This window comes from Gordonia paraffinivorans, assembly GCF_900683595.1.
Lineage (GTDB): Bacteria > Actinomycetota > Actinomycetes > Mycobacteriales > Mycobacteriaceae > Gordonia > Gordonia paraffinivorans.
Map to the genome: position 1 here is coordinate 714,931 of NZ_CAACYD010000006.1, position 21,619 is coordinate 736,549.

A 21,619-nucleotide genomic window follows, 5' to 3' on the forward strand; every position below is an offset into this window, starting at 1 on the left:
CCCCTTGCGCGGGGAACGCTCGTTCTCTAGTCTAGCAATCACCGCGGAGAACGAACGTTCTCCACGGAGCCGGAACAACGATCATCCCCACCGCCTCAAGAAGAGAGAAGTGATCGAAATGGGCTACATCACCGTCGGAAAAGAGAACACCACCGACATCGAGCTGTACTACGAGGACCACGGGAGCGGACAGCCCGTCGTCCTGATCCACGGGTACCCCCTCGACGGCCACAGCTGGGAGCTCCAGGCCCGCGCGCTGCTCGACGCCGGGTATCGGGTCATCACCTACGACCGTCGTGGCTTCGGCAAGTCGAGCAAGGTCGGCACCGGATACCACTACGACACATTCGCCTCCGATCTGAACACGGTGCTCGAGACCCTGGATCTGCGGGACGTGATCCTCGTCGGATTCTCCATGGGCACAGGAGAACTCGCGCGCTACGCGGCCAAGTACGGTACCGAGCGGGTCGCGAAGTTCGCGTTCCTCGCCTCCCTCGAACCCTTCCTGGTGAAGGCCGACGACAACCCCGACGGGGTGGACGGGTCCGTGTTCGACGGCATCGTTCAGGCGGCCAAGGACGACCGCTACGCGTGGTTCACCCAGTTCTACAAGGATTTCTACAACCTCGACGAGACGTTGGGCAGCCGCATCTCGCAGGAGGTCGTGAACGCCAACTGGAACACCGCCGTCGGCAGCGCACCGGTCGCGGCGTACGCCGTGGTCCCGACCTGGATCGAGGACTTCCGCTCCGACGTTGCCGCCGTTCGTGATTCGGGCAAGCCGGCGCTGATCCTGCATGGCACCGCCGACAACATCCTGCCGATCGACGCCACGGGCCGGCGCTTCCACGAGGCTTTCCCGGAGGCCGAGTACGTCGAGATCGACGGCGCCCCTCACGGCCTGTTGTGGACACATGCCGCAGAGGTCAACGAGGCCCTGCTGCGGTTCGTGAAGAAGTGAGCGGGAGAACCCCGCAGTCGATGACGGTCGTCGGGTGGACGCCACCCGACGACCGTCATCGCGTGTCCTGATCGCGAACGGTCCCGCTTTCGAAGGCACGTGCGACGCTGATCCGGTCGGCGAGATCGACTACTTCGCCGCCTCGCCCTCGACCGGCGTCTCCTCGACCAGCCCCTCGCCGGTCGCGCTCTCCGACGACTCGTCGGTATCGGTGTCATCTGCGAGCGGGTCGTACCCGGGCACGCCTTCGAGGACGGTCAGCTCTTGGTCGATCGCGGCCGCGACCGCCTTGGCCTCGTCCTTGATCTTGCGGATGAAGTCCGACATCGACTGCTCCCTCGCTCCTCGGTGCGCATGACCCCACGACCGTACCCCCATGATAGGGCGGCTCATCGCTTCAGATCGGGGTTCTCCTCGTAGACCTCCTTGATGAGGGACATGTCGAAGATCTGCTCGGCCTTGATGTCGTAGCCGGCCTTGGCCAGCGCCTCGATGTTCTGCTCGATGAGCTCGTCGGTCATCGTGAGCAGGCCGTTGACCTTGGTGTCCTCGGAGACGACGAGCGCGTTCTGGGCGATGGCCTCCTTCGTCTGCTCCGCCTCGTCGAGCCCCAGGTCCTTGCCGTACTTGGTGACCGCGAGCCTGGCCGAGCCGGCCGGGTCGGCAACCGCGTCGTACCAACCCTTGATGTCGGCCTTCAGGAATGCCTTGACCTTGTCGCGTTCGTTGTCGATGGTCTCCTGGCGCACCACGAGTGTCTCGGCGACCAGCGGCAGGTTGAAGTCGGCGAACAAGTAGTTGACGTTCGGGAAACCGCCGGCCTCCAGGGTGATCGGCTCGTTGGTCACGTAGCTGACCCAGCCGTCGACCTCGCCGTTCTTCAGCGGCGTCGGATCGTACTGGACGGTGATCTTCTGGATGTCCGACTCGGTCATGTCGTTGGCCGTGAGCAGCGCCTTGAACACGTTCTCGTTGGACGCCTGTACGCCGATCTTGCGACCCTTCATCTCCTCCGGGCTGCGGATGGGACGCTCCGCCGACGACACGATGCAGAACGGGTTGCGTTGGAAGGTGGCCGCGACGGTCATCAACTTGGCGCCCTGGAGGATCACCGGGGCGGTCAGCATCGGCGCGGTCATGCCGATCCACACCTTGTTCGACGTCAGGCCGGTCTCCACACCGGTACCGGCGCCGCCGCCGGTGAGGAGCTCCGGCGTGCCGAGCCCTTCCTCTTCGTAGTAGCCGTTCTCGAGGGCGAAGTACTCGCCGGCGAACTCGATGTTCTTCTGCCAGGACAGCTGCACCTTCGGGTTCATGGCGGAGGAACCGCCACCCGAGCTGTCGCCGCTGCTGCACGACGACAGCGCGCCGGTGAGGCCGAGTGCACCGGCCGCACCACCCGCCATCAGTGAGTAGCGCAGGAACGACCGACGATCGAAGGAACCGACCATGTGACAATCACCTTTCACCCGAAGCTGTTACGAGCTCGCGCCGATGCGATCTCAGGTCTGCCGCATCCCCATCTGCGACAGCACGACCGTCTCGATGACACCCACCACGGCGTAGATGACGATCGACGAGACGGTGATGACGAGGACGGAGGCCCATAGCTCGTCGTAGGCCGCCGAGGGCAGCGCCTGTTGCAGCGAGGCACCCAGCCCCTTGTTGGTGCCGAGCCATTCGGCGACGGTCGCGCCGATGAGAGCACCCGGCACCGACACCTTGGCCGCGCTGAACAGCGACGGCACCGCGGACGGAATCGCCGAGCGGCGCAACGCGGTCCAGCGTCCGCCTCCGTACACGCTGATCACGTCGCCGATCTGCCTGGGCGCGTTCGCCAGGCCGGTCATGATCATGACCAGGGCCGGAAAGAACACGACGATGCCGCCCATGACCGCGACCAGCGCGACACCCCGGCCGACGATGACGGTGATCAGCGGGGTCATCGCGACCAGCGGCACCGAGCGCAGCAGCATCGCGATCGGCATGAAGGTCTGTGCCGCCGGACGGGATACGACGAAGATCGCGGCGACGACGACCGCGGCGAGCATGCCCGCGACGAAGCCGATCGCCGCGTCGGTCAGGGTGATCCACAGATTGTCGAAGATCCTGTCCCGCGCGACCTTCGAGTCGGGGTCGGTGAACAGGAACTCGAACACGTCGGCGGGGGTGCGTCCGATGATCGGACCGATGTCGGGGTAGTCCAACAGGAACAGCCACCAGATCACCAGGATCAGCACGAACGACATCGTCAGCGAACCGAGGAACCGCGCGGCCGCGAGCACCCCACCGGCGCCGAAACCGCCTCTCGCGCTGCTCTTCGGCTCGACCCCGACCGGGCCGGTGGTGGCCGCCGGGCCCGTCACATCGGTACTCATCGTGCTGCCGCCGTTCCGGTCGACCAACGGGTCACGTACCTGGCGATCACCGCGATGATCGCGTAGCCGATACCGGCGACTGCGCCGCTCATCAGGGCGATCGCCCACACCTGCGGGATGTTGCCACTCTGTTGGGCGATGATCATCGCCGGCCCGGCCCCGGTCTCCGGCATCGCCAGGAACTCACCGAGTACCGCACCGAGAACCGCTGCGGGAGCGGCAATCTTGATGGCGGCCAGCGTGTTCGGCAGGGCGGCGACCGACCGGACGCGCCAGAGTTGCGCGACGCGCCCGCCGCCGTACACCTTGATCAGGTCGAGGCTGCCCTGGTGCGGCGATCGCAGGCCCGACAGTGTGCCGATCATCGTCGTGAAGAACACCGAGATCGCGGCGAGGAAGACGATCATCGTCGTCACCTCGGCGAACGCGACCTGGATGATCGGCGCCACGGCGATGATCGGGGTGCAATAGGAGAGGATCGCCAGCTGGGTGGCCAGCCCCTCCACCGGCGGGAAGAGGATCACCACCACGGCCAGCGCGATCGCCAACCCATTGCCCCACAGGAACCCGCGGAACGCGAGTTCGACTGTGAGAGAGAAATTGTCGAGATAGTAGGCGGAGCCGGTCTCCCCCATCTCCGTCAGGACCGACCACGGCGTCGGGATGGTGCCGCCGAATGCCTCCATCGCACCGAGAATCCACCACACGATGACGAGCCCGACGATCCCGAAGAGTCCGGCCGGCCATCGACCCGCCCCGGATCTAGCCACCCACGCCCTCCGCGACCATCTCCGACGCATCGTCGTCCGCGGCCCCGTGCTCCCCGGTGACCTTCCCGAACAGCAGGCCCGACAGGTAATCGTGGAGTTCGTGGAACTCCGGCGTGCGCATCATCTCCGGGACCCGTGGGCGCGGCAGGTCGATCGGCACGACCTCGACGACCCAACCGGGGCGCGGACTCATGACCGCGACGACGTCGGAGAGGAACACGGCCTCGCCGATGCCGTGGGTGACCATCAGGGTGGTGGCGGGCTTCTCGGTCCAGATCCGCAACAACTCGAGGTTGAGGCGTTGCCGCGTCATGTCGTCGAGCGCGCCGAACGGTTCGTCGAGCAACAGTGCCGTCGGCTTGACGACGAGCGCGCGGGCGATCGAGACACGTTGGCGCATACCGCCGGACAACATCGCCGGCTTGGCCTTCTCGAAGCCCTTCAGCCCGACGAGCTCGATGAGGTCGGTGACCAGGTCGTCGTCGACGGGCATCCCCCCGACCTGTAGCGGCAACTTGATGTTGGATTCCACCGAGCGCCACGGCAGCAATGCCGAGTCCTGAAAAGCGATGCCCAGCTCATGGTTTCGCTGGAGTTCGCGCGGCGACTGGCCGTTCATCAGCGCGGTGCCCTCGGTGGCCTCCTCCAGGCCGGCGAGAATCCGGAGCACCGTCGACTTGCCGCACCCCGACGGGCCGAGCAGCGACAGAAACGATCCCTCGGCGGTGGCCAGCGAGACATCGGAGAGCGCCGTCACCGTCGAGCTGCCGCGCAGCGAACGAGTGGTGAACGTCTTGGTCAGACCGGAGATGTCGATCCCCGTACCCAGCGGGCGTGTCATGACCGCAGACGTTAAGGATGCTGTGTTGCTTCCTGATTACCAACGCGTAAGAGTCGCAACGCCGTACGCCACCGACCCCGCGTCCGATCCGCTTGTTCGTTCGAGCGACGGGCGCCGTCGCCCGAGCCGGCCACTCAGCCGGCGGAGATCTCCGTGTATGCGGGCGCGGGGTGATAGGAGTCGAGGTCGACGATGTCGACACCCGCGCCGGTCGTCTCCGCGGCGACGAGGCCGGCCGAGGTGGTACTCCCAACCGGCCCGACGAGGGGGACAGCGGGACGAACGGGGTCACCGGCCGACCTGCGGCACTCCCCGGGGATCGGCACCGGGGATCGACCCCGGGCATCGTCGTCCTAGGTGTCCTCGTCCTAGGTGTCCTCGTCCTAGGCGTCGACCTGCCGCTTCAACGCCAACCCGATGCGGGCGACCATGTCGTCGACGGCGAACTTGGGCTTGACGTTCATGTCGAGGGCCTCGCGGCAGTCGAGCACCGCCTCGACACACTGCAGAAGTTGCTCCGGGCGGGCATAGCCTGCCATCGGGATGGTGATGTCGTCGGATTTGTCGGGGTGCATCGGCGTCACCCTCGCTCCGACGCTGACCACGAGGGCATCGCGGAACAGCGCCGCGAGATCGACGAGTGCGCGGTCGAGGACATCGCGGCCCACGCGGGTAGCCCTCGACTTCTGTCGCTTCTCGAGTTCCTTGAGCGCGCCTGCGGTGCCGCGCGGCATCCGCGAGGTGCCCTTACCCGTGCCACCGGCACCGAGCGCGGTCCGCATCTCCTCGGTCTCGGCCTCGTCGAGTTCGGCGGCGATCGCCTTGGCCGCGGCATCCGCGGACTTCACCAGCTCCTCCGCCGCGGCGTAGGCGGTGGAGTCCCGGGTGGCGGCCCGGGCCAGGGACAGGGCCTTCTCCCGCTGCTCCCGCGCGTCGGGATCGGTGGCGAGACGGCGCGCGCGACCGATGTGGCCACCGCAGACCGACGCCGCCCAGTGGGCCTGCTCGGGATCGAGTCCGTCCCGTTCGACCAGGACTCGCTCGATGTCCGCGGTGGTCGGGGTGACCAGCGCGATGTGCCGGCACCGCGAGCGCAGCGTCACCGAGATGTCCTCCGGGTCGACCGAGGGCGCGCACAGCAGGAACACGGTCCGCGGCGGCGGCTCCTCGACGACCTTCAGCAGGGCGTTCGCGGCCTGCTCGGTGAGCCGGTCGGCATCTTCGACGATCACCACCTGCCAGCGGCCGGTGCCGGGGCGCCGGGAGGCCGCCTGGACGATGTCGCGCATGGCGCTCACCGCGAGGCTCAGCCCCTCCGGGACGACGTGCCGGACGTCGGCGTGGGTCTTGGCCATGACGGTCACACAGGCGCGGCACTCGCCGCAGCCGATGTCCGCCGGATCGGGCGCCTGGCACTGCAGGGCGGCGGCGAAGCACGTCGCGGCCACCGACCGGCCGCTGCCGGGCGGCCCGGTGAAGAGCCACGAGTGGGTCATCGACGCGCGTGACCAGCCCGCGTCGACACCGGGGATCTCGTCGTCGGGCACGAACAGACCCTCGGAGTCGCCCGCGTCGAGGCGCTGCGCGAGCACCCGAGCGGCCCGCGCAGCGGCGCGGAGCTCGTCCGCGATCGCGTCCTGCCCGGTCAGCTGGTCGAAGACATTGGTCACAAAGACACCCTAAACCGCAGTTCGGACAGGCCTCGCGCAGGAACGCTGTTTAACAATTGCAAGCAGCCAGCTACCGTAGTCACCGTGGTGGAACAGAGGTCACGGTGGTCGAAGGTCCTGCACCTGGGCCGGTGGCTGATCCACACCCCGTGGCCGATCCTCGCACTGGACATGCTCCGGGCGAATCTCGTCGGCGCCCTCTTCACCTTCGCGTTCCTGCGCTTCGGCATGCCGCTGCAGGACTCGATCAGCCTCGACGAGATCACCGCGCTCAACCAGGTCATCTTCGCGGGCTACCTGCTCATCGCGATGGTCATCGGCGGTTACGCCTCCATCCAGTTGTCGTTGCCCGTGCTCCTGTGGCACCGGCGCCGCACCAGACTCGACAACGAGGCGGCCCGACGACGCGCCCTCGCCCTGCCCTCCCTGCTGACCGTGGTGAACGCGGCGTTGTGGGTCGTGGGCGGAACGCTGTTCACGCTGGTCAACATGACGGTGTCGTCGAAGAACGCGTTCATCGTCGCGATCGCCTCCGCGATCGGCGCCATGGTGACCTGCGCGCTGAGTTACATGCAGGCCGAGAAGGTGCTGCGTCCGATCACCGTCGCCGCGATGGCCAACAACCCCGAGGACGCGATCGCGCCGAGCGTCACCACCCGCATCACCGTGTTCTGGGTGATCAGCGTGGTGGCGCCGATGGCGGTGATCATCGGCCTGATCGTGCTGCACCGGCTGGGCATCTTCGAAGGCGATTCGACCGGACTCGAACGGCCGATCCTGTGGATGGCGACCTCCGCGCTGGCGTTCAGCGTGATCGCCATCGCCCGCGTCGTCGCCGCGATCAACGACCCGATCAAGCAGCTGCGTCAGGCCCAGGCGAAGGTCTCCGAGGGCGATCTGAACGTCGCGGTGAAGATCTACGACGGCAGCGACCTCGGTCTGCTGCAGGCCGGCTTCAACGACATGGTCGCCGACCTGCGCGAACGCCAGCAGCTGCGCAACCTGTTCGGTCGCTACGTCGGTGAGGACGTCGCCCGACGCGCCATCGAGCAGGGCACCGAACTCGGCGGGGAGGAACGCTATGTCGGCGTGCTGTTCGTCGACATCGTCGGGTCGACGCGGCTGGCGGTGAACCGTCCCCCGCGCGAGGTCGTGGAGTTGCTCAACCAGTTCTTCCGGGTCGTCGTCGCGGTGGTGGGACGCCACGGCGGCTTCGTCAACAAGTTCCAGGGTGACGCCGCGCTGGCGATCTTCGGCGCACCGCTCGACCTCGACGACTTCGCCGGACGCGCCCTGGCCGCCGCCCGCGAACTGCGCACCGAGCTGGAGGCCCTCGGCGACACCGACATCGGCATCGGCGTCTCCGCCGGCAAGGCGATCGCCGGTCACATCGGCGCCGAGCAGCGCCTCGAGTACACCGTCATCGGCGATCCGGTGAACGAGGCGGCCCGACTCACCGAGCTGGCCAAGGACGAACCCACCCGCGTCCTCGGTTCGGCGCGCGCGGTGTTCCTCGCCTCGCATCAGGAGGCCGAACACTGGGAGATCGGCGAGGGCGTCGAACTCCGCGGCCGCGGCATCGAGACACTGCTGGCCCGCCCGCACATGGAGCCCTACCAGCGGGACTGACGTCGGCCCGCGGGCTCCTGCGCGTCGGGTCACCGGGCTTCGGCGGCTCAGTTCTCCGACGACTCGGTTGGCTCCGCGGCAGCGTCGGCCGCGCTCTTCTTCGCGGCGGTCTTCTTGGCCGCAGATTTCTTCGCGGTGGTCTTCTTCGCGGTCGTCTTCTTGGCGGTCGTCTTCTTGGCGGTGGCCTTCTTGGCAGCCGTCCTCTTCGCGGCCTTCTTCGCCGGCGCCTTCTTGGCGGCCTTCTTCGCCGCCTTCTTGGCCGGGCCCCGCGCACGACGATCCGCGAGCAGCTCCATCGCCCGTTCCGGTGTGATCGAGTCGACCTCGTCGCCCTTGCGCAGGCTGGCGTTGGTCTCGCCGTCGGTCACATACGGCCCGAAGCGGCCGTCCTTGATGACCATCGGCTTGCCGCTGACCTCGTCGTTGGCGCCCAGGTCACGCAGCGGCGGCGCGGCGGCCTGACGACCCCGGCGCTTGGGCTCGGAGTAGATCTTCAGCGCCTCGTCGAGCGTGATGGTGAAGAGCTGCTCCTCGCTGGTCAGCGACCGCGAGTCCGTCCCCTTCTTCAGGTACGGGCCGTAGCGGCCGTTCTGGGCGGTGATCTCTTCGCCGGACTCGGGGTCGACACCGACGACCCGCGGCAGCGACAGCAGCTTCAGCGCGTCGTCGAGGGTCACCGTGGCGATGTCCATCGACTTGAACAGCGAGCTGGTGCGCGGCTTGGGACCGGCAGCCTTCTTGGTGGCCTTCTTCGCGGCCTTCTTGGCCGCGGGCTTGGTCTTGGTCGCGGTGCCGCCGCCGGGCGCATCGAGCGGGACGACGTCGGCGTCGCCCGGCTCCGCAGACGTACCGCCGCCGTCACGAGGCGTCGGGCCGGCCGGGATGGTCAGCGGCGCGTCGTCGCCCTCGTCGTCATCGTCGTCGGACGGGAGGATCTCGGTGACGTACGGGCCGAAACGGCCCTCCTTGACCACGATCTCGTGGCCGGTCGCCGGGTCGACACCGAGCGAGCGACCCTCCTGCGGCGTCGCGAACAGCTTCTCGGCGACCTCGAGCGTCAGCTCGTCGGGGGTCATGTCGGCGGGCAGGTTGGCGCGCTGGAGATCGGGCTCGACGTCCTCGCCCGACTTGGTCGCGTTCAGGTCGCGCTCGAGGTAGGGCCCGAACCGGCCGACGCGCACATAGACCGGACGCCCCTCGGAGTCGTCGAAGAGCTTGATCGAGTTGACCTGACGGGCGTCGATCTCCTCGAGGTTCACGCCGACGAGCTTCTTGAGTCCGCCGTACTTGGCGATCTCGGAGTGCGCGGACTTGCCGTCGTCGTTGGTGCCGGGGCGTTCCTCGCCGAAGTAGAACTCCGACAACCAGCGGGTTCGGTCCTCGTTGCCGGTCGCGATGCGGTCGAGGTCGTCCTCGAGGGTCGCGGTGAAGTCGTAGTCGACGAGGCTCTCGAAGTACGCCTCCATCAACCCGACCACGGCGAACGCGATCCACGACGGGACGAGGGCGTTGCCCTTCTTCACCACGTAGCCGCGATCCTGGATGGTGCCGATGATCGACGCGTAGGTCGACGGGCGGCCGATGCCGAGCTCTTCGAGGACCTTGACCAGCGAGGCCTCGGTGAAGCGGGCCGGCGGATTGGTCGAGTGGCCGTCGGCGGTGAGCTCGGTCGCGGTGAGCGTCTGGCCCTCGGTGAGCTGCGGCAGGCGGTTCTCGGCGTCGTCGGCCTGACCGCCGGTCTGCTCGTCGACGGTCTCGACGTACGCCGACAGGAAACCCGGGAAGGTGATCGTGCGGCCGGACGCGGCGAACGTGGCGCGCTCACCGGTCGACGCGGTGCCGGCGATCCGCAGGCTCATGGTGGTGCCCTTGGCGTCGGCCATCTGCGAGGCGACCGTGCGCTGCCAGATGAGTTCGTAGAGCCGGAACTCGTCGGTGTCGAGCTGGCCCGCGACCTGGCCCGGGGTGCGGAAGGTCTCGCCGGCCGGACGGATCGCCTCGTGCGCCTCCTGCGCGTTCTTCACCTTGCGGGTGTACTGGCGCGGAGTCGGGTGGACGAAGTCCGGGCCGTACAGCTCGCGGGCCTGTGCGCGGGCGGCGTTGATCGCCGACTCGCTGAGGCTCGTCGAGTCGGTACGCATGTAGGTGATGAAGCCGTTCTCGTACAGCCGCTGCGCGATGCGCATCGTGCGGTCGGAGGTGAACCGCAGCTTGCGGCCGGCCTCCTGCTGCAGCGTCGAGGTCATGAACGGCGCATACGGGCGACGGGTGTAGGGCTTCTCCTCGACCGAGGTGACGGTCATGGTGACCCCGCGCAGGCCCGCGGCCAGGCTTTCGGCGCGGTCGGCGTCGAGGACGATGACCCCGTCGGACTTCTTCAGCCGCCCGGTGGACTCGAAGTCGCGACCGGTGGCGACCCGATTGTCGTCGACGTTGACCAGGCGCGCCTTGAACGTCTGGGGGCTGGCGTCGGCGCCGGCGTCCATGGTCGCGGCGATGTCCCAGTAGTCGGCGGAGACGAACGCCATGCGCTCGCGTTCCCGCTCGACGATGATGCGCGTGGCGACCGACTGCACACGGCCCGCCGACAGCTTCGGCATGACCTTCTTCCACAGGACCGGCGACACCTCGTAGCCGTAGAGGCGGTCGAGGATGCGGCGGGTCTCCTGGGCGTCGACGAGGTCGGTGTCGAGGTCGCGGGGGTTCTCGGCCGCCGCCCGGATGGCCGGCTCGGTGATCTCGTGGAAGACCATCCGCTTGACCGGGATCTTGGGCTTGAGCGTCTCGAGGAGGTGCCACGCGATGGCCTCCCCCTCGCGGTCACCGTCGGTGGCGAGGTAGAGCTCGTCGACGTCCTTGAGCAAGGACTTCAACTCGCTGACGGTGGACTTCTTGTCCGGGGACACCACGTACAGCGGCTCGAAGTTCTCGTCGACGTTCACGCCGAGTCGCGCCCACGGCTGACCCTTGTACTTGGCGGGCACGTCGGCGGCTCCGCGCGGGAGGTCGCGAATGTGGCCGCGCGAGGACTCCACCACGTAATTGGGCCCCAGGTAACCGGCGATCTTGCGCGCCTTGGTCGGGGACTCGACGATCACGAGTCGTCGGATTCCCCCACTTGAGCGGGATGCGGTGCTGGTCTCGGCCACCGGGGCGTCCTTCGTTTGACTGGGTAAAACGTCCTGCGCTGGAGTTCAGGTGTGTTGGATGGGTTTGTACCTTATGTATAGCGCTGTTTGCACATCCGAATTCCGCGGCGGGTCGCAGAATATCCCGATCCACACCTCGATCAACGACGTTCGCCCAGGTCAGGGCGCCGCCGAGGCGGCCGTCAATGCAATTCGGCGGCGGGCCAGTCCGCGACGGCCGCCGGGCACGGCGGAGGGCCGACGTATTCATGGAGTCGCGCGAGACGCCGATGACCGGTGATCCGGAGCGCGGGGGAACTGCCCCGGGTGCCCACCAGCGTGGGCGCAATGCCTGCCCTCATGAGCGCGGTCGCCAGGTCTGCGTGCGTCTCGGGCGCGTGCGGGTCGAGTCCCAGCTCATAGCGCCCCTCGTCGGAGTGGCCGGCGGCGATCACCCACAGGCGCAGCGCGCGGAAGGTCGGAACCCAACCGGCCGGCATCGACTTCACCGCACCGGTCGACCACGCGGCATGCAGGGCGTCGAGGTCGTGGGACGGGGCGGTGCGCGCGAGCGGGGTGCCCTCGTCGGAGGTCGTCACCTCGGCCTCGAGACCGGCGGCCCGCGTCTGCTCGACGATCTGCTCCGCGCGCCAGCGGTCGGCGACCACGATCGAGACCCGCGTACCGGATTCCGAGCGAACCGTCTGGCCGTGGGCGGCGAGCAACCCCTCGAGATCGGAGTACGCAGGCTCCTCGGTCTCTGCGGAGAAGAACGACAACTGGCCCACGGTTCGAGGTTAGGGCCTCACAGGCGCCCGAACCGCTCTTTGGCCCCGGCGGTTCGTGCTCGATCCCTCCGCCCGGCATCCCCGAGAGGCGACGCCGGAAAAACGAACCACTCCCGTCTCGACGGATCGGGACGGGAGTGGTTGTCGGCAGGCTGCGGCTCCGCAGCTGCCCAGGAGTCTCTAGACGGCGCGCACGCCGGTCGCCTGCGGGCCCTTGGTGCCCTGGCCGACCTCGAACTCCACCCGCTGGTTCTCCTCGAGGGTGCGGAAACCGGATCCCTGGATCTCGGAATAGTGGACGAACACGTCGTCGGAACCCTCATCCGGAGCGATGAAGCCGAAGCCCTTTTCCGCGTTGAACCACTTCACAGTTCCCTGTGCCATGTCTTGCAATCCTTTACATATCAACTGTCGCGACGAGATGGGTCACCCCGTCGTGGCCGGTTGACCGCCATACCTCAAAGAGCCCCGCGATGATCTGCGTCGATCCGCCAAACTAGCCTCAGTACCACGGCTGCAACACGCTGTTCGCCCACCGCCGGTGGGTTGCGAAAGCTGCGGCCGAGCCCAGTCAATCACGTTCCGCCCGGTTGCGATAGTCGCACCAACCAAGTTGAACAAAAACCTCGCCAAACTTCAGATCCATGACACCCGCCAGTACCATCCGACCGGCCCAGACCCTAGGCGTCGGCACCACTTTGAAGAACATCCGTCAATAAAATGCAGTACTCCACATTCGGGACAGATCTCCTCGCACGCTCGCTCGCGGGCACCGATCCCGAGAGTTCCCCACTCACCCACCTCTCGGTAATCCCGTCGCGCCGTGAGGCTTTCGCAGACTGGCCGGAATGGGTGCCGGAGCCGCTCCGCGAGGCCTACGCGGACAACGGGATCGAGCGGGTCTGGACGCACCAGGCGCAGGCGGCCGACGCGGCCTTCACCGGTCGCCACGTCGCGATCTGCACCGGGACCGCATCCGGCAAATCGCTGGCCTACCAAATGCCAATTCTGTCAACCCTGTTGACGGAGAAGAACGCCACCGCGTTGTACCTTGCGCCGACCAAAGCCCTGGGCGCCGACCAGATCCGGTCGGTCACTGCGGTGATCTCCGGGCGACCCGAGTTCGGGCACCTGCAGCCGTGCGCCTACGACGGCGACACCGATCCGGAGATCCGGCAGTGGGCGCGGGTGCACTCGCGATGGATCTTCACCAACCCCGACATGCTGCACATCGGGATCCTGTCCCACCACGCCAAGTGGCGGCAGTTCTTCCGCAACCTCCGCTACATCGTGGTCGACGAGTGCCATCACTACCGCGGGGTCTTCGGCTCGCACACCGCACTGGTGATGCGCCGGCTGCTGCGGATCGCGCGCGCCGCCGGCGGCAACCCGACGGTGATCGGGGCCAGCGCCACCGTCGCCGCGCCCGCGGAGGCGTTGAGCCGTCTGATCGGCGAGCCCGCGGTCGCGGTCACCGAGGACGCCTCGCCGCGCGGGGAGCGAACCGTCGCACTGTGGGAACCCGATTTCCTGCCTGCGGTGACCGGGGAGAACGGCGCCCCGGTCCGACGTTCGGCCGGCGCCGAGGCCGCACGACTGCTCGCCGACTTCGTCGTCGAGGGCGCCCGGACCCTGTGCTTCGCACGGAGCCGGCGCGGCGTCGAGCTGACCGCCCTCACGGCGCGAAACCTGTTGGCGGACAGCGCCCCGGAGCTGGTGTCGAGGGTCGCGGCGTATCGGGCCGGCTACCTCGCCGACGACCGGCGGAAACTCGAGCAGGCCATCAACGACGGCGAGTTGATCGGCGTGGCGACCACCAATGCGCTCGAGCTGGGCGTGGACATCAGCGGACTGGACGCGGTCATCGTCAGCGGCTATCCGGGTACCGTCGCGTCGTTCTGGCAGCAGGCCGGCCGCGCCGGCCGACAGCGCGAGTCGGGCGACTCCCTGGTGGTGCTCGTCGCGCGCGACGACCCGCTCGACACCTACCTCGTGCACCACCCATCGGCGTTGCTCGACAAGCCGGTGGAGGCCACCGTGACCGACCCGTCGAACCCCTATATCCTCGGACCCCACCTGCTGTGCGCGGCCGCGGAGAAGCCGCTGTCGGACGCCGAGATCGACTCCTGGGACGCTCGCTACGTCGCCGAGGATCTCGCCGCGGAAGGGCTGTTGCGCAAGAGGAAGGCCGGTTGGTACGTCGCCGCCGGCGTCGAACCCCACGCCGAGGTCGACATCCGCGGCGGCATCGGCGGGCAGGTCCTCATCGTCGACACGACGACCTCGCAGGTGCTCGGCACCGTCGACACCGGGCGGGCGATGTCGACCGTGCACCCGGGTGCCGTGCACATCCACCAGGGCGAGACCTATCTGGTCGACGAACTCGACCTCGACGACGGCCTGGCCCTGGCCCACCCCGAGGACCCGGACTGGACGACCTCGGCCCGCGAGACCACCGACATCTCGATCACGTCGGTCATCGACAGCCGGACGTTCGGGGCGCTCACCGTCGCCTTCGTGGATGTCGACGTCACCCACCAGGTGGTGGGCTACCTGCGCACCCTGCGGAGCGGCGAGGTGCTCGACGCGGTGGAGCTCGACATGCCCGCGCAGACGCTGCACACGCGGGCCGTCATGTACACCCTCACCCCGGAGGCCCTCGCCGACGCGGGGATCGACGAGGCGAGGTTGCCCGGGTCGCTCCACGCCGCCGAGCACGCCGCCATCGGCCTGCTGCCGCTCGTCGCGACCTGCGACCGCTGGGACATCGGCGGCGTGTCGACCGACCTGCATCCCGACACCGGGCTGCCCACCGTGTTCGTCTACGACGGCTACATGGGCGGTGCCGGATTCGCCGAACGGGGGCACGCCGCGTTCCTCACCTGGATCGATGCCACCCGCGACGCCGTGGCGAGCTGCGGCTGCGAGAGCGGCTGCCCGTCGTGCGTCCAGAGTCCGAAGTGTGGCAACGGGAATGACCCGCTCGACAAAGATGGCGCAGTGACCGTCCTCGAGCTCGTATCTCGGCAATACTTGGCTCATGCATGACGAGGCACCCGATCATGGGGTCGGCACCAAGCGGCTGGTGACCCGGCCGTCACGCGCCTTCTTCCTGCTCGCGCGCCCGACCCAGAACACCGACACACTCCCCTCCTCCATCGGCGAACGCGACGTCTTCTTCTCCGAGGAGGAAGCGCTCGACGCGCTCGACCTCCACCACGGCTGGTGCGCCGCCCGGTCGGGCGGGTTCACCTCCGTGGTGACGACCGCGCAGTGGTACCTGCAAACCGCGATGATCGGTCCGCGGATCACGCCCGCACTCGGGGAGGTCTACCTGGCCGGATCGGACGCGCAGACCGGCCAGACGTGGGCTGCCGCAGGCGGATTCCTCACCGAGGGCGAGCTGATCCACTGGTCGTCGTTCGTGCGGGCGGCACGTTCGCTGATCCCGCTGCACATCGGGACCGATTCGTTCGAGCTCGCCTACCGCGGCGATGTGAACGTGCACTTCCACCAATTGTGGTTCGCCCCCGTGCGATCGGTGCGGGTGTACCCGAAGAAGATCGTCGTCGACGACGACAACAGGGGTTAGCCCTCTCCGTCACCGCGTCGGAGACGGCCGATGATGGCGTCGCACCCGGCCCAGAACCACCGGCCCGCCAGCGACATGAGCAGGAAGAAGGCGAGGAATACCGGGATCTGCCCCCACCGAACCGCCCACTCCGACAAGTGCGTGAGGTTCGCGGCGATCAGCAGCAGCAGGACGCATCCGAGCGCGAACAGAACCCAGGTGCGGGTTTCGGTGTGCTTCGGCGGTTTCGGTTGCGCGGGTTCGGCAGCGCGATGCGCGCCGCGGTGTTCGACAGCGTGGGTCACGGTGAAACTCCTTCTCGTTTGCGGTGTTCGTGGTGCCGGTCAGTCACCGACGAAGGCCGAGTCGGGCAGGTCCGGCAGCCCGGGGTGCTCGACGTCGGGGATGATCGGACAAGAACTCGGCCGCTGAAACATCCTGCGCACACCGCGCCTGCCCGATGCGGCTCCGATCTCGATGCGAGTGAAGATCTCGACCTGGCCGTGTTCCTCTGAGTTCAGCAGTGTCGCGAACTGACGGACGGTGATCCCGGCCGGTCCGGGGATGGTGAACCCGGTCGTCTTGACCAAGCGCGCCCCGGTTAATCGACGTGATCGCCTGTCCTGTGGAGCATGTCAGACGGGTTCGCGACACCCTCGAGATCCCAGGCCAGACATGTCGCATTCGGCGCGAATCCCCTCACGGTGTCGCCGGGTGAGGCGACCGTGATCGCATGCCGCAGGGACGGACTCTGCACCGGAGGCCAACCCGGCGGAAGTCCCAGCACTGAACTGGGTTCAGCAACTCTGATGCGCCAACGGTCCCCGACCTACGCCGGGTCCTTTGGCCGCGTCACTCGACCGGCCCCGCTCGTGCGACTGCGATCGCTTCACCGGTCCCGAAACCACCGAGTTCGACTGACAACCGCACCGACACCACGGCGTCGGCCCCGTCGATGCGGCACGAAACAACCTCGACCCGCGGACGTTGTACCCGTGCCAGCGAACGCGCCTGGCCGCAGGGATCGGCACCTCCTCCGGCGTGGTCCACGGCAGCCGCCAGTGCAGCCAGATCGGCTGCCGACTGCGCTCGATGGCGAGCGAGAACGGCTGCACCGACGTAGATCACCAGGACGAGAACCGCCGCGATCGCCGCAATCACGAACGCGCCCAGCACCGTCGCATTTCCGTCCTCGTCGGCGGCCGGACCGCGAATGGACCTCACGGTTCGGCCCCCGGCGCGAACACGACCTGATCCTCACCGCGCGGTTCCCTCACTGCCACGGCTCGTGCCGACAGGGTCAGCCCCGGCATGAGCGCCACCGACGTCCGAACGTGAACGATCACCCGCTCACCCTCTTCCGAGATGTCGACCACCGCCTCGTCACCAGCCAGACCCTTCGCGATCTCACGTGCCGAGTCGTCACCGGCCGCAGTCAACCGTGCGGCCTCGCGCGCGGCGTCGGTACACCGGATCTGCGCCGTCACACCGGAGATCGCGCCGATCGCCAGCAACGCCGCGACGACGATCGCAGCGATCGCATACGCCGCCTCGACGGACACCATCCCGGACTCGTCGCGGGCCAGATGCGAGAGTCGAGATCGACAGCCACGCAACAGCATCATCCGACCGAGGTACTGAGCGCCTTCCCGATGATCCCGGTCAACGCACTCACTATGTTGTCCCCGGTGATCACCGTATAGAGGATGGCCCCGAATGCCGCAGCCGCAATCGTGCCGATTGCGTATTCGGCGGTCGACATGCCGTCCTCGTCGGTCACGAGTCGGGTGACGTGCGCGCCGACCTGGTCAAGGATGCGAGAAGCATAATGTGTCACGAGATCTCCTGTGAGTCGAGTGGGTTGTCCGGATGGGGACACCGAATCGGTGCACATACTTGGACGCATCCAAGCGCCGATCGGATCCAGCGATTTGTCTGACGAGCTCGGACCGCCGCCACCGCTGCGGTCCGGCAACCGCCACCTCAGAACGAACCGAGAACGGTAGAGGCCAGACCCACGACCACCGGCACGATCCCGAGGCAGATGAATGCCGGGAGAAAGCACAGGCCCAGCGGACCGCTGATCGCCACCCCGGCGCGTTCGGCGGCGGCCAGTGCGTCGTCGTGCGCCCGGCGTCGCACGTCGTCGGCCAGCTCGGACAGGCCACCCGCCAACGACGAGCCGGCGCGCGCCGACCGTCTCGCCAGCGCGGCCAGGGCCTCGAGGTGCTCGTCGCCCGAGATGTCGCCGGCAGCGGGGTCATCGAGCAGCGCCGACCACGCGGTGTCGGGGTCGGCACCGAGTTGCAGGAGTTCGGCAACCCTGCGCAGCGGGCCGGAGACAGCCCCCGGCGCCCGATCCGCGACCGCCGTCGCCGCGGTGCCCACCGGCAACCCGGCCCGCAGGCACACCGCGAACAGGTCGAGGGCCGCAGCGACCGCAAACGGATCGCTCGCGGGCGGTCCCGCCCCAAGCCACCTCGGGGACCGGTCCGGCACCGGCGGTGGGTCGATCACCCGATACAGGTTCCACCGGGGTTCCGGCCAGAGCCACAACCCGACGGCCACGAGCACCGCAGCGACGGCGATCGCGATCATCGCGCCAGGACCTTTCCCGTGATCCGTTCCGCCCACACCACGCCCGCGGCAGCCAACCCGCACCCGACCACCAGCAGGATTCCGCCCAGGCCTTCGCCCATGAGCACCCGGAGCGGATCCGCCCCGGTCGCCTGCCCCAGTGCGATTCCGAGCAACGGCAGCCCGGCCAGCACCATCGCCGTCGCCCGCGGTCCGGCGAGGCCTGCACGCGTGCGGTCGACGAAGCCGCGGCGGGCCGACAGATCCGACCGCAACGCGGTCAGCATGTCGATCATCGGCAATCCATGCCGTTCTGCTGTCTGCCAAGCGATTCCGATGCGCCGCCAGGAAGCGGCGTCCGACTCGAGCGCCTCGTCTCCCGATTCGACCGCCTCGACCGTCGCACCGCCCAGCGAGGCCCGGCACGCCATCGCCTCGAGCCCGTCGGCGATCTCGGACCTGTTCGCATCGTCCGATGCGCGGCGGCGGAGTTCGGCGGCCGCGACCTCGCACGCGTGGACCTGCGGCGCGCCGACCGAGAGTTCCGCGATCATCAGCGACAACGCCATCAGCAGGTCGTCGAGCCTGCGCTGATGGTCGCGCTCCGAGCGTCGGCGCCGGCGAATCCACCCCACGACCGCCACCAGGATCGCCGTCGCCAGCGCGAGCCCGACTCCGACGAAGACCAGCGCCGACACCGGCACCCCCACCGCGAGGACGCTCGTGAGATCCGCTCTTCGCCGTGCGGCGTCCGGCCCGAACAGGCCACCGACGCGCAGCTCGGCCCGAGCGGGCGCCCACAGGAGCACCGCCGCACCCAGCGCCGCCAGGACCGGAGCGACCGGCGGCACGGCGACGCTCACGTCGTCCGCCCACGCGTGTCCGGGTCACGAGCGCCGATCATGGCGTCGAAGATTCGGCGGTGGGCTGTGAACCCGTTGTCGCGCTGCCAGATCGGCACGATCTCGACCCTCCCGTCGGCGTTTCGGCGCACCACGCCGATCTCGACCAGTCCGCGCGTTCCGTCGCCGCGACGCGCCACGCCGAGGATCACCTGGAGTGCCGCGCCGAGCTGGCTGTGGAGCGCATCACGGCCCATACCGCCCAGCGCGGCAAGGGCTTCCATCCGTGCCGGGACCTCGGCGGTCGAGTTCGCGTGGACCGTGCCGGCGCTCCCGTCGTGCCCGGTGTTGAGCGCGGTGAGCAGGTCGATCACCTCGCCGCCGCGCACCTCGCCGACGATGATCCGGTCGGGACGCATCCGCAGGGCCTGCCTGACCAGCACGCGCACGCCGACCTCGCCGGCTCCCTCGACGTTGGCCGCACGCGCCACGAGACGGACGACCTGCGGATGCCGGGGCGCGAGTTCGAGTGCGTCCTCCACGCACAGCACCCGCTCGCGCGGGTCCATCGCACCGATGAGCGCATTCAGGAGCGTCGTCTTGCCCGAGCCCGTGCCGCCGACGACCAGGAAGGCCAACCGGCATCGCAGGATCTCGTCGATGGTCCCGACCACTTCACCGGGGATCGCACCGGACTCGATGAGACCGTCGAGATCCTTTGTGGCCGACCGCAGGACGCGCAACGAGATGCAGCTCCCGTCGGCGGCGAGCGGCGGGATGATCGCGTGCAGGCGCACCGTGTAGCCGCGCCGCCCGACACCGGAGAGCTGCCCGTCGACCCAGGGTTGGGCGTCGTCGAGCCGTCGGCCGGCGCCGAGCGCCAGTCGCGCCGCGAGACGACGGACCGACGCCTCGTCGGGGAACCGGATGTCCGTCGGCTGCAACCCTTGTCCCCGGTCGACCCACACCTCGTCGGGACCGCTGACCAGGATGTCGGCGATGTCGGGCTCGGCGAGCAGCGGCTCGAGTTTGCCCGCCCCGGTCAGCTCGGTCTGGAGGAAGCGCAGCGCGGAGAGCAGGTCGGTGTCGCCGAGGACTCCCCCGGCCTCGGCGCGGATCGCCTCGGCGATCACCGCCGGGTCCGGGTCGGCCGACTCGGCCGCCAGTCGCGCGCGAACCCGGTCGAGAAGAGCGTCGTCGGCCTGCATGCGGCTCATGCGGCCCTCCCACCGGTGACGCGCGAATGGACCGCCCACGCTGCCCGACCCAACGGACTCCGGGGCCTCACCCGGAGGGGGCTGCTCTCGAGACGCATCGGAAGCCTCGGATCTGGGCGGTAGGCGGCCAGGAGGGGAACGCCGATCGCCGCGGCGACCCGGGCCGGACGGAGCCCACCGGGCGATGGCCCCCGCACGACGAGCTCGACCGCCACGGTGTTCCCGATCAGCCGGGCGTGCACCCGGCGCGCGGCCGCGCAGCCACCCACCGTCGGCGTCGAGACCAGCACCACGAGATCGGCCGACGACATCGCCGCCCGCACCACCGCCGAGTCGGACCGGGGCACGTCGAGGACGACGAGGTCCCCGTTCGTCCGGCCGGCGTCGATGACCGCGGTGACCGCTTCCGGCGAGATGCCGGCAGCCGGCACCCGTTCCGAGGTCAGCACGACGAGGTCGTTCTCGGCACGGGGCAACGCCCGGTGGAGAGCCGCGCCGCTGACGGCGCCGCCGTCGAGGGACAGGCCCTGCCAGCGGAGTCCCGGGCGCTGTTCGATGCCGAGCAGGAGATCCGCACCCGGCGCCACGTCGTCGAGGTCGAGCAGGAGTGTCGGTGAACCCCGTCCCACCCCGGTCAGGGCGACCGCCGCGGCGAGGGTCGATGCCCCGGCACCGCCGTGCGCCCCGATCACGGCGACGACGCCTGCCGGGTGCCGGCGCGGCACGCGGAAACCGGTCAGGGCCCTGACCAGGTCGTTCTCGTCGGCGGGCAGGGTGACGGCGTCGGTCGCGCCGAGGTCGATCGCCGAACGCCAGATGTCGCCGCCCGGATCGCCGGTGGCGACCAGGACGAAGGCATCCCGCCGTGGCGGGCGGATGCGGCCGAGTTCGGCGACCGCCGCCGGGTCGGCGACGACCGCCCGAGCCGTCAGCCATTCCCGACGGCAGTCGCCGGCCGGCACGGAGAGGACCCGGTACCCGGCCGCCGCCGCACATCGCGCGACGTCGTCATGCAGGTCCGGGCCGACGAGGACGAGGAGATCACACATCGGCTGGTCGTCGTACATGACAGCGATCCTCGCCCGCCCGGAGACGCGCAACGGCGATCAGACGACGGCTGTGGACGACAGAAGGCGCGCTGCGAACCCCTGTGGAGAGATCGTTCGGCATCGGAGAAGTGCCGGGTAAAAAGACCGCAGATAGAAGACAACCCCGGCCAGGGGGGAGGAGCCCGGGGCTGTCGCGTT

General features: G+C 68.7%; 22 protein-coding genes. 4 read left to right on the forward strand and 18 right to left on the reverse strand.

The window, feature by feature from the left end; all coding sequences use genetic code 11:
• Window positions 1–118: 118 nt before the first annotated feature.
• Window positions 119–961: an alpha/beta fold hydrolase gene (locus E1P53_RS10205; RefSeq protein WP_131734548.1), complete on the forward strand. Its 843-nt coding sequence runs from the start codon at window positions 119–121 to the stop codon at window positions 959–961.
• Window positions 962–1,090: 129 nt separating this feature from the next.
• On the opposite strand, the gene E1P53_RS10210 is transcribed toward E1P53_RS10205, so the two are convergent.
• From E1P53_RS10210 to E1P53_RS10235, 6 genes are all read right to left on the reverse strand, one after another.
• Window positions 1,091–1,288, reverse strand: coding sequence for a hypothetical protein (locus tag E1P53_RS10210; protein WP_131734241.1), 198 nt, complete (start codon window positions 1,286–1,288; stop codon window positions 1,091–1,093).
• A gap of 62 nt (window positions 1,289–1,350) precedes the next feature.
• Window positions 1,351–2,412, reverse strand: a complete 1,062-nt coding sequence (locus E1P53_RS10215) for an ABC transporter substrate-binding protein (protein WP_131734242.1) — start codon at window positions 2,410–2,412, stop codon at window positions 1,351–1,353.
• Between the two features lie 51 nt (window positions 2,413–2,463).
• Window positions 2,464–3,210, reverse strand: coding sequence for an ABC transporter permease (locus tag E1P53_RS10220; RefSeq protein ID WP_244941183.1), 747 nt, complete (start codon window positions 3,208–3,210; stop codon window positions 2,464–2,466).
• 125 nt (window positions 3,211–3,335) lie between these two features.
• Window positions 3,336–4,139, reverse strand: coding sequence for an ABC transporter permease (locus E1P53_RS10225; protein ID WP_131734244.1), 804 nt, complete (start codon window positions 4,137–4,139; stop codon window positions 3,336–3,338).
• Window positions 4,102–4,950, reverse strand: coding sequence for an ABC transporter ATP-binding protein (locus E1P53_RS10230; RefSeq protein ID WP_131734245.1), 849 nt, complete (start codon window positions 4,948–4,950; stop codon window positions 4,102–4,104). The genes E1P53_RS10225 and E1P53_RS10230 overlap by 38 nt, the downstream gene beginning before the upstream one ends.
• A gap of 383 nt (window positions 4,951–5,333) precedes the next feature.
• A complete protein-coding gene (locus E1P53_RS10235; RefSeq protein WP_131734246.1) occupies window positions 5,334–6,620 on the reverse strand; it encodes a DNA polymerase III subunit delta' in 1,287 nt (428 codons plus the stop codon).
• Between the two features lie 171 nt (window positions 6,621–6,791).
• Here E1P53_RS10235 and E1P53_RS10240 point away from each other — a divergent pair, with 171 nt between their 5' ends.
• On the forward strand, window positions 6,792–8,249 hold the full coding sequence (locus E1P53_RS10240) for an adenylate/guanylate cyclase domain-containing protein (protein ID WP_131734549.1): 1,458 nt from the start codon (window positions 6,792–6,794) through the stop codon (window positions 8,247–8,249).
• A 47-nt stretch (window positions 8,250–8,296) separates the two neighbouring features.
• Here the strand turns inward: E1P53_RS10240 and topA are convergent, their stop codons facing one another.
• The 3 genes from topA to E1P53_RS10255 form a co-directional block, all read right to left on the reverse strand.
• Window positions 8,297–11,398 (reverse strand): type I DNA topoisomerase, encoded by a 3,102-nt coding sequence (topA, locus tag E1P53_RS10245; RefSeq protein ID WP_131734247.1) that lies wholly within the window; start codon window positions 11,396–11,398, stop codon window positions 8,297–8,299.
• Window positions 11,399–11,580: 182 nt separating this feature from the next.
• Window positions 11,581–12,165 carry a hypothetical protein gene (locus tag E1P53_RS10250; RefSeq protein ID WP_131734248.1) on the reverse strand — a complete coding sequence of 195 codons (585 nt, stop codon included), beginning with the start codon at window positions 12,163–12,165 and terminating at the stop codon, window positions 11,581–11,583.
• Between the two features lie 180 nt (window positions 12,166–12,345).
• Window positions 12,346–12,549, reverse strand: a complete 204-nt coding sequence (locus E1P53_RS10255; RefSeq protein ID WP_004022110.1) for a cold-shock protein — start codon at window positions 12,547–12,549, stop codon at window positions 12,346–12,348.
• Window positions 12,550–12,885: 336 nt separating this feature from the next.
• Here E1P53_RS10255 and sftH point away from each other — a divergent pair, with 336 nt between their 5' ends.
• Window positions 12,886–15,213 (forward strand): DNA 3'-5' helicase SftH, encoded by a 2,328-nt coding sequence (gene sftH / locus E1P53_RS10260; RefSeq protein ID WP_131734249.1) that lies wholly within the window; start codon window positions 12,886–12,888, stop codon window positions 15,211–15,213.
• Window positions 15,206–15,757: a hypothetical protein gene (locus E1P53_RS10265; RefSeq protein ID WP_131734250.1), complete on the forward strand. Its 552-nt coding sequence runs from the start codon at window positions 15,206–15,208 to the stop codon at window positions 15,755–15,757. Before sftH ends, E1P53_RS10265 begins: the two co-directional genes overlap by 8 nt.
• Here the strand turns inward: E1P53_RS10265 and E1P53_RS10270 are convergent.
• The 9 genes from E1P53_RS10270 to ssd all read right to left on the reverse strand — a co-directional run bounded on the left by E1P53_RS10270 (window position 15,754) and on the right by ssd (window position 21,439).
• Window positions 15,754–16,041: a hypothetical protein gene (locus E1P53_RS10270; RefSeq protein WP_230823834.1), complete on the reverse strand. Its 288-nt coding sequence runs from the start codon at window positions 16,039–16,041 to the stop codon at window positions 15,754–15,756. The genes E1P53_RS10265 and E1P53_RS10270 overlap by 4 nt on opposite strands.
• Window positions 16,042–16,080: 39 nt before the next feature.
• Window positions 16,081–16,326, reverse strand: coding sequence for a hypothetical protein (locus E1P53_RS10275; protein ID WP_131734251.1), 246 nt, complete (start codon window positions 16,324–16,326; stop codon window positions 16,081–16,083).
• A gap of 262 nt (window positions 16,327–16,588) precedes the next feature.
• Window positions 16,589–16,960 carry an Rv3654c family TadE-like protein gene (locus E1P53_RS10280; protein ID WP_006901554.1) on the reverse strand — a complete coding sequence of 124 codons (372 nt, stop codon included), beginning with the start codon at window positions 16,958–16,960 and terminating at the stop codon, window positions 16,589–16,591.
• Window positions 16,957–17,301 carry a TadE family type IV pilus minor pilin gene (locus tag E1P53_RS10285; protein ID WP_371830995.1) on the reverse strand — a complete coding sequence of 115 codons (345 nt, stop codon included), beginning with the start codon at window positions 17,299–17,301 and terminating at the stop codon, window positions 16,957–16,959. Before E1P53_RS10285 ends, E1P53_RS10280 begins: the two co-directional genes overlap by 4 nt.
• A gap of 56 nt (window positions 17,302–17,357) precedes the next feature.
• Window positions 17,358–17,573, reverse strand: a complete 216-nt coding sequence (locus E1P53_RS10290; RefSeq protein WP_109238467.1) for a DUF4244 domain-containing protein — start codon at window positions 17,571–17,573, stop codon at window positions 17,358–17,360.
• A 146-nt stretch (window positions 17,574–17,719) separates the two neighbouring features.
• Window positions 17,720–18,334, reverse strand: a complete 615-nt coding sequence (locus tag E1P53_RS10295) for a type II secretion system F family protein (RefSeq protein WP_131734252.1) — start codon at window positions 18,332–18,334, stop codon at window positions 17,720–17,722.
• Complete coding sequence (locus E1P53_RS10300) at window positions 18,331–19,176, reverse strand: type II secretion system F family protein (RefSeq protein ID WP_006901564.1); 846 nt, start codon at window positions 19,174–19,176, stop codon at window positions 18,331–18,333. The genes E1P53_RS10295 and E1P53_RS10300 overlap by 4 nt, the downstream gene beginning before the upstream one ends.
• Complete coding sequence (locus tag E1P53_RS10305; protein WP_131734253.1) at window positions 19,173–20,372, reverse strand: TadA family conjugal transfer-associated ATPase; 1,200 nt, start codon at window positions 20,370–20,372, stop codon at window positions 19,173–19,175. Before E1P53_RS10305 ends, E1P53_RS10300 begins: the two co-directional genes overlap by 4 nt.
• Window positions 20,369–21,439 (reverse strand): septum site-determining protein Ssd, encoded by a 1,071-nt coding sequence (gene ssd / locus E1P53_RS10310; RefSeq protein WP_131734254.1) that lies wholly within the window; start codon window positions 21,437–21,439, stop codon window positions 20,369–20,371. The genes E1P53_RS10305 and ssd overlap by 4 nt, the downstream gene beginning before the upstream one ends.
• Window positions 21,440–21,619: the final 180 nt, after the last annotated feature.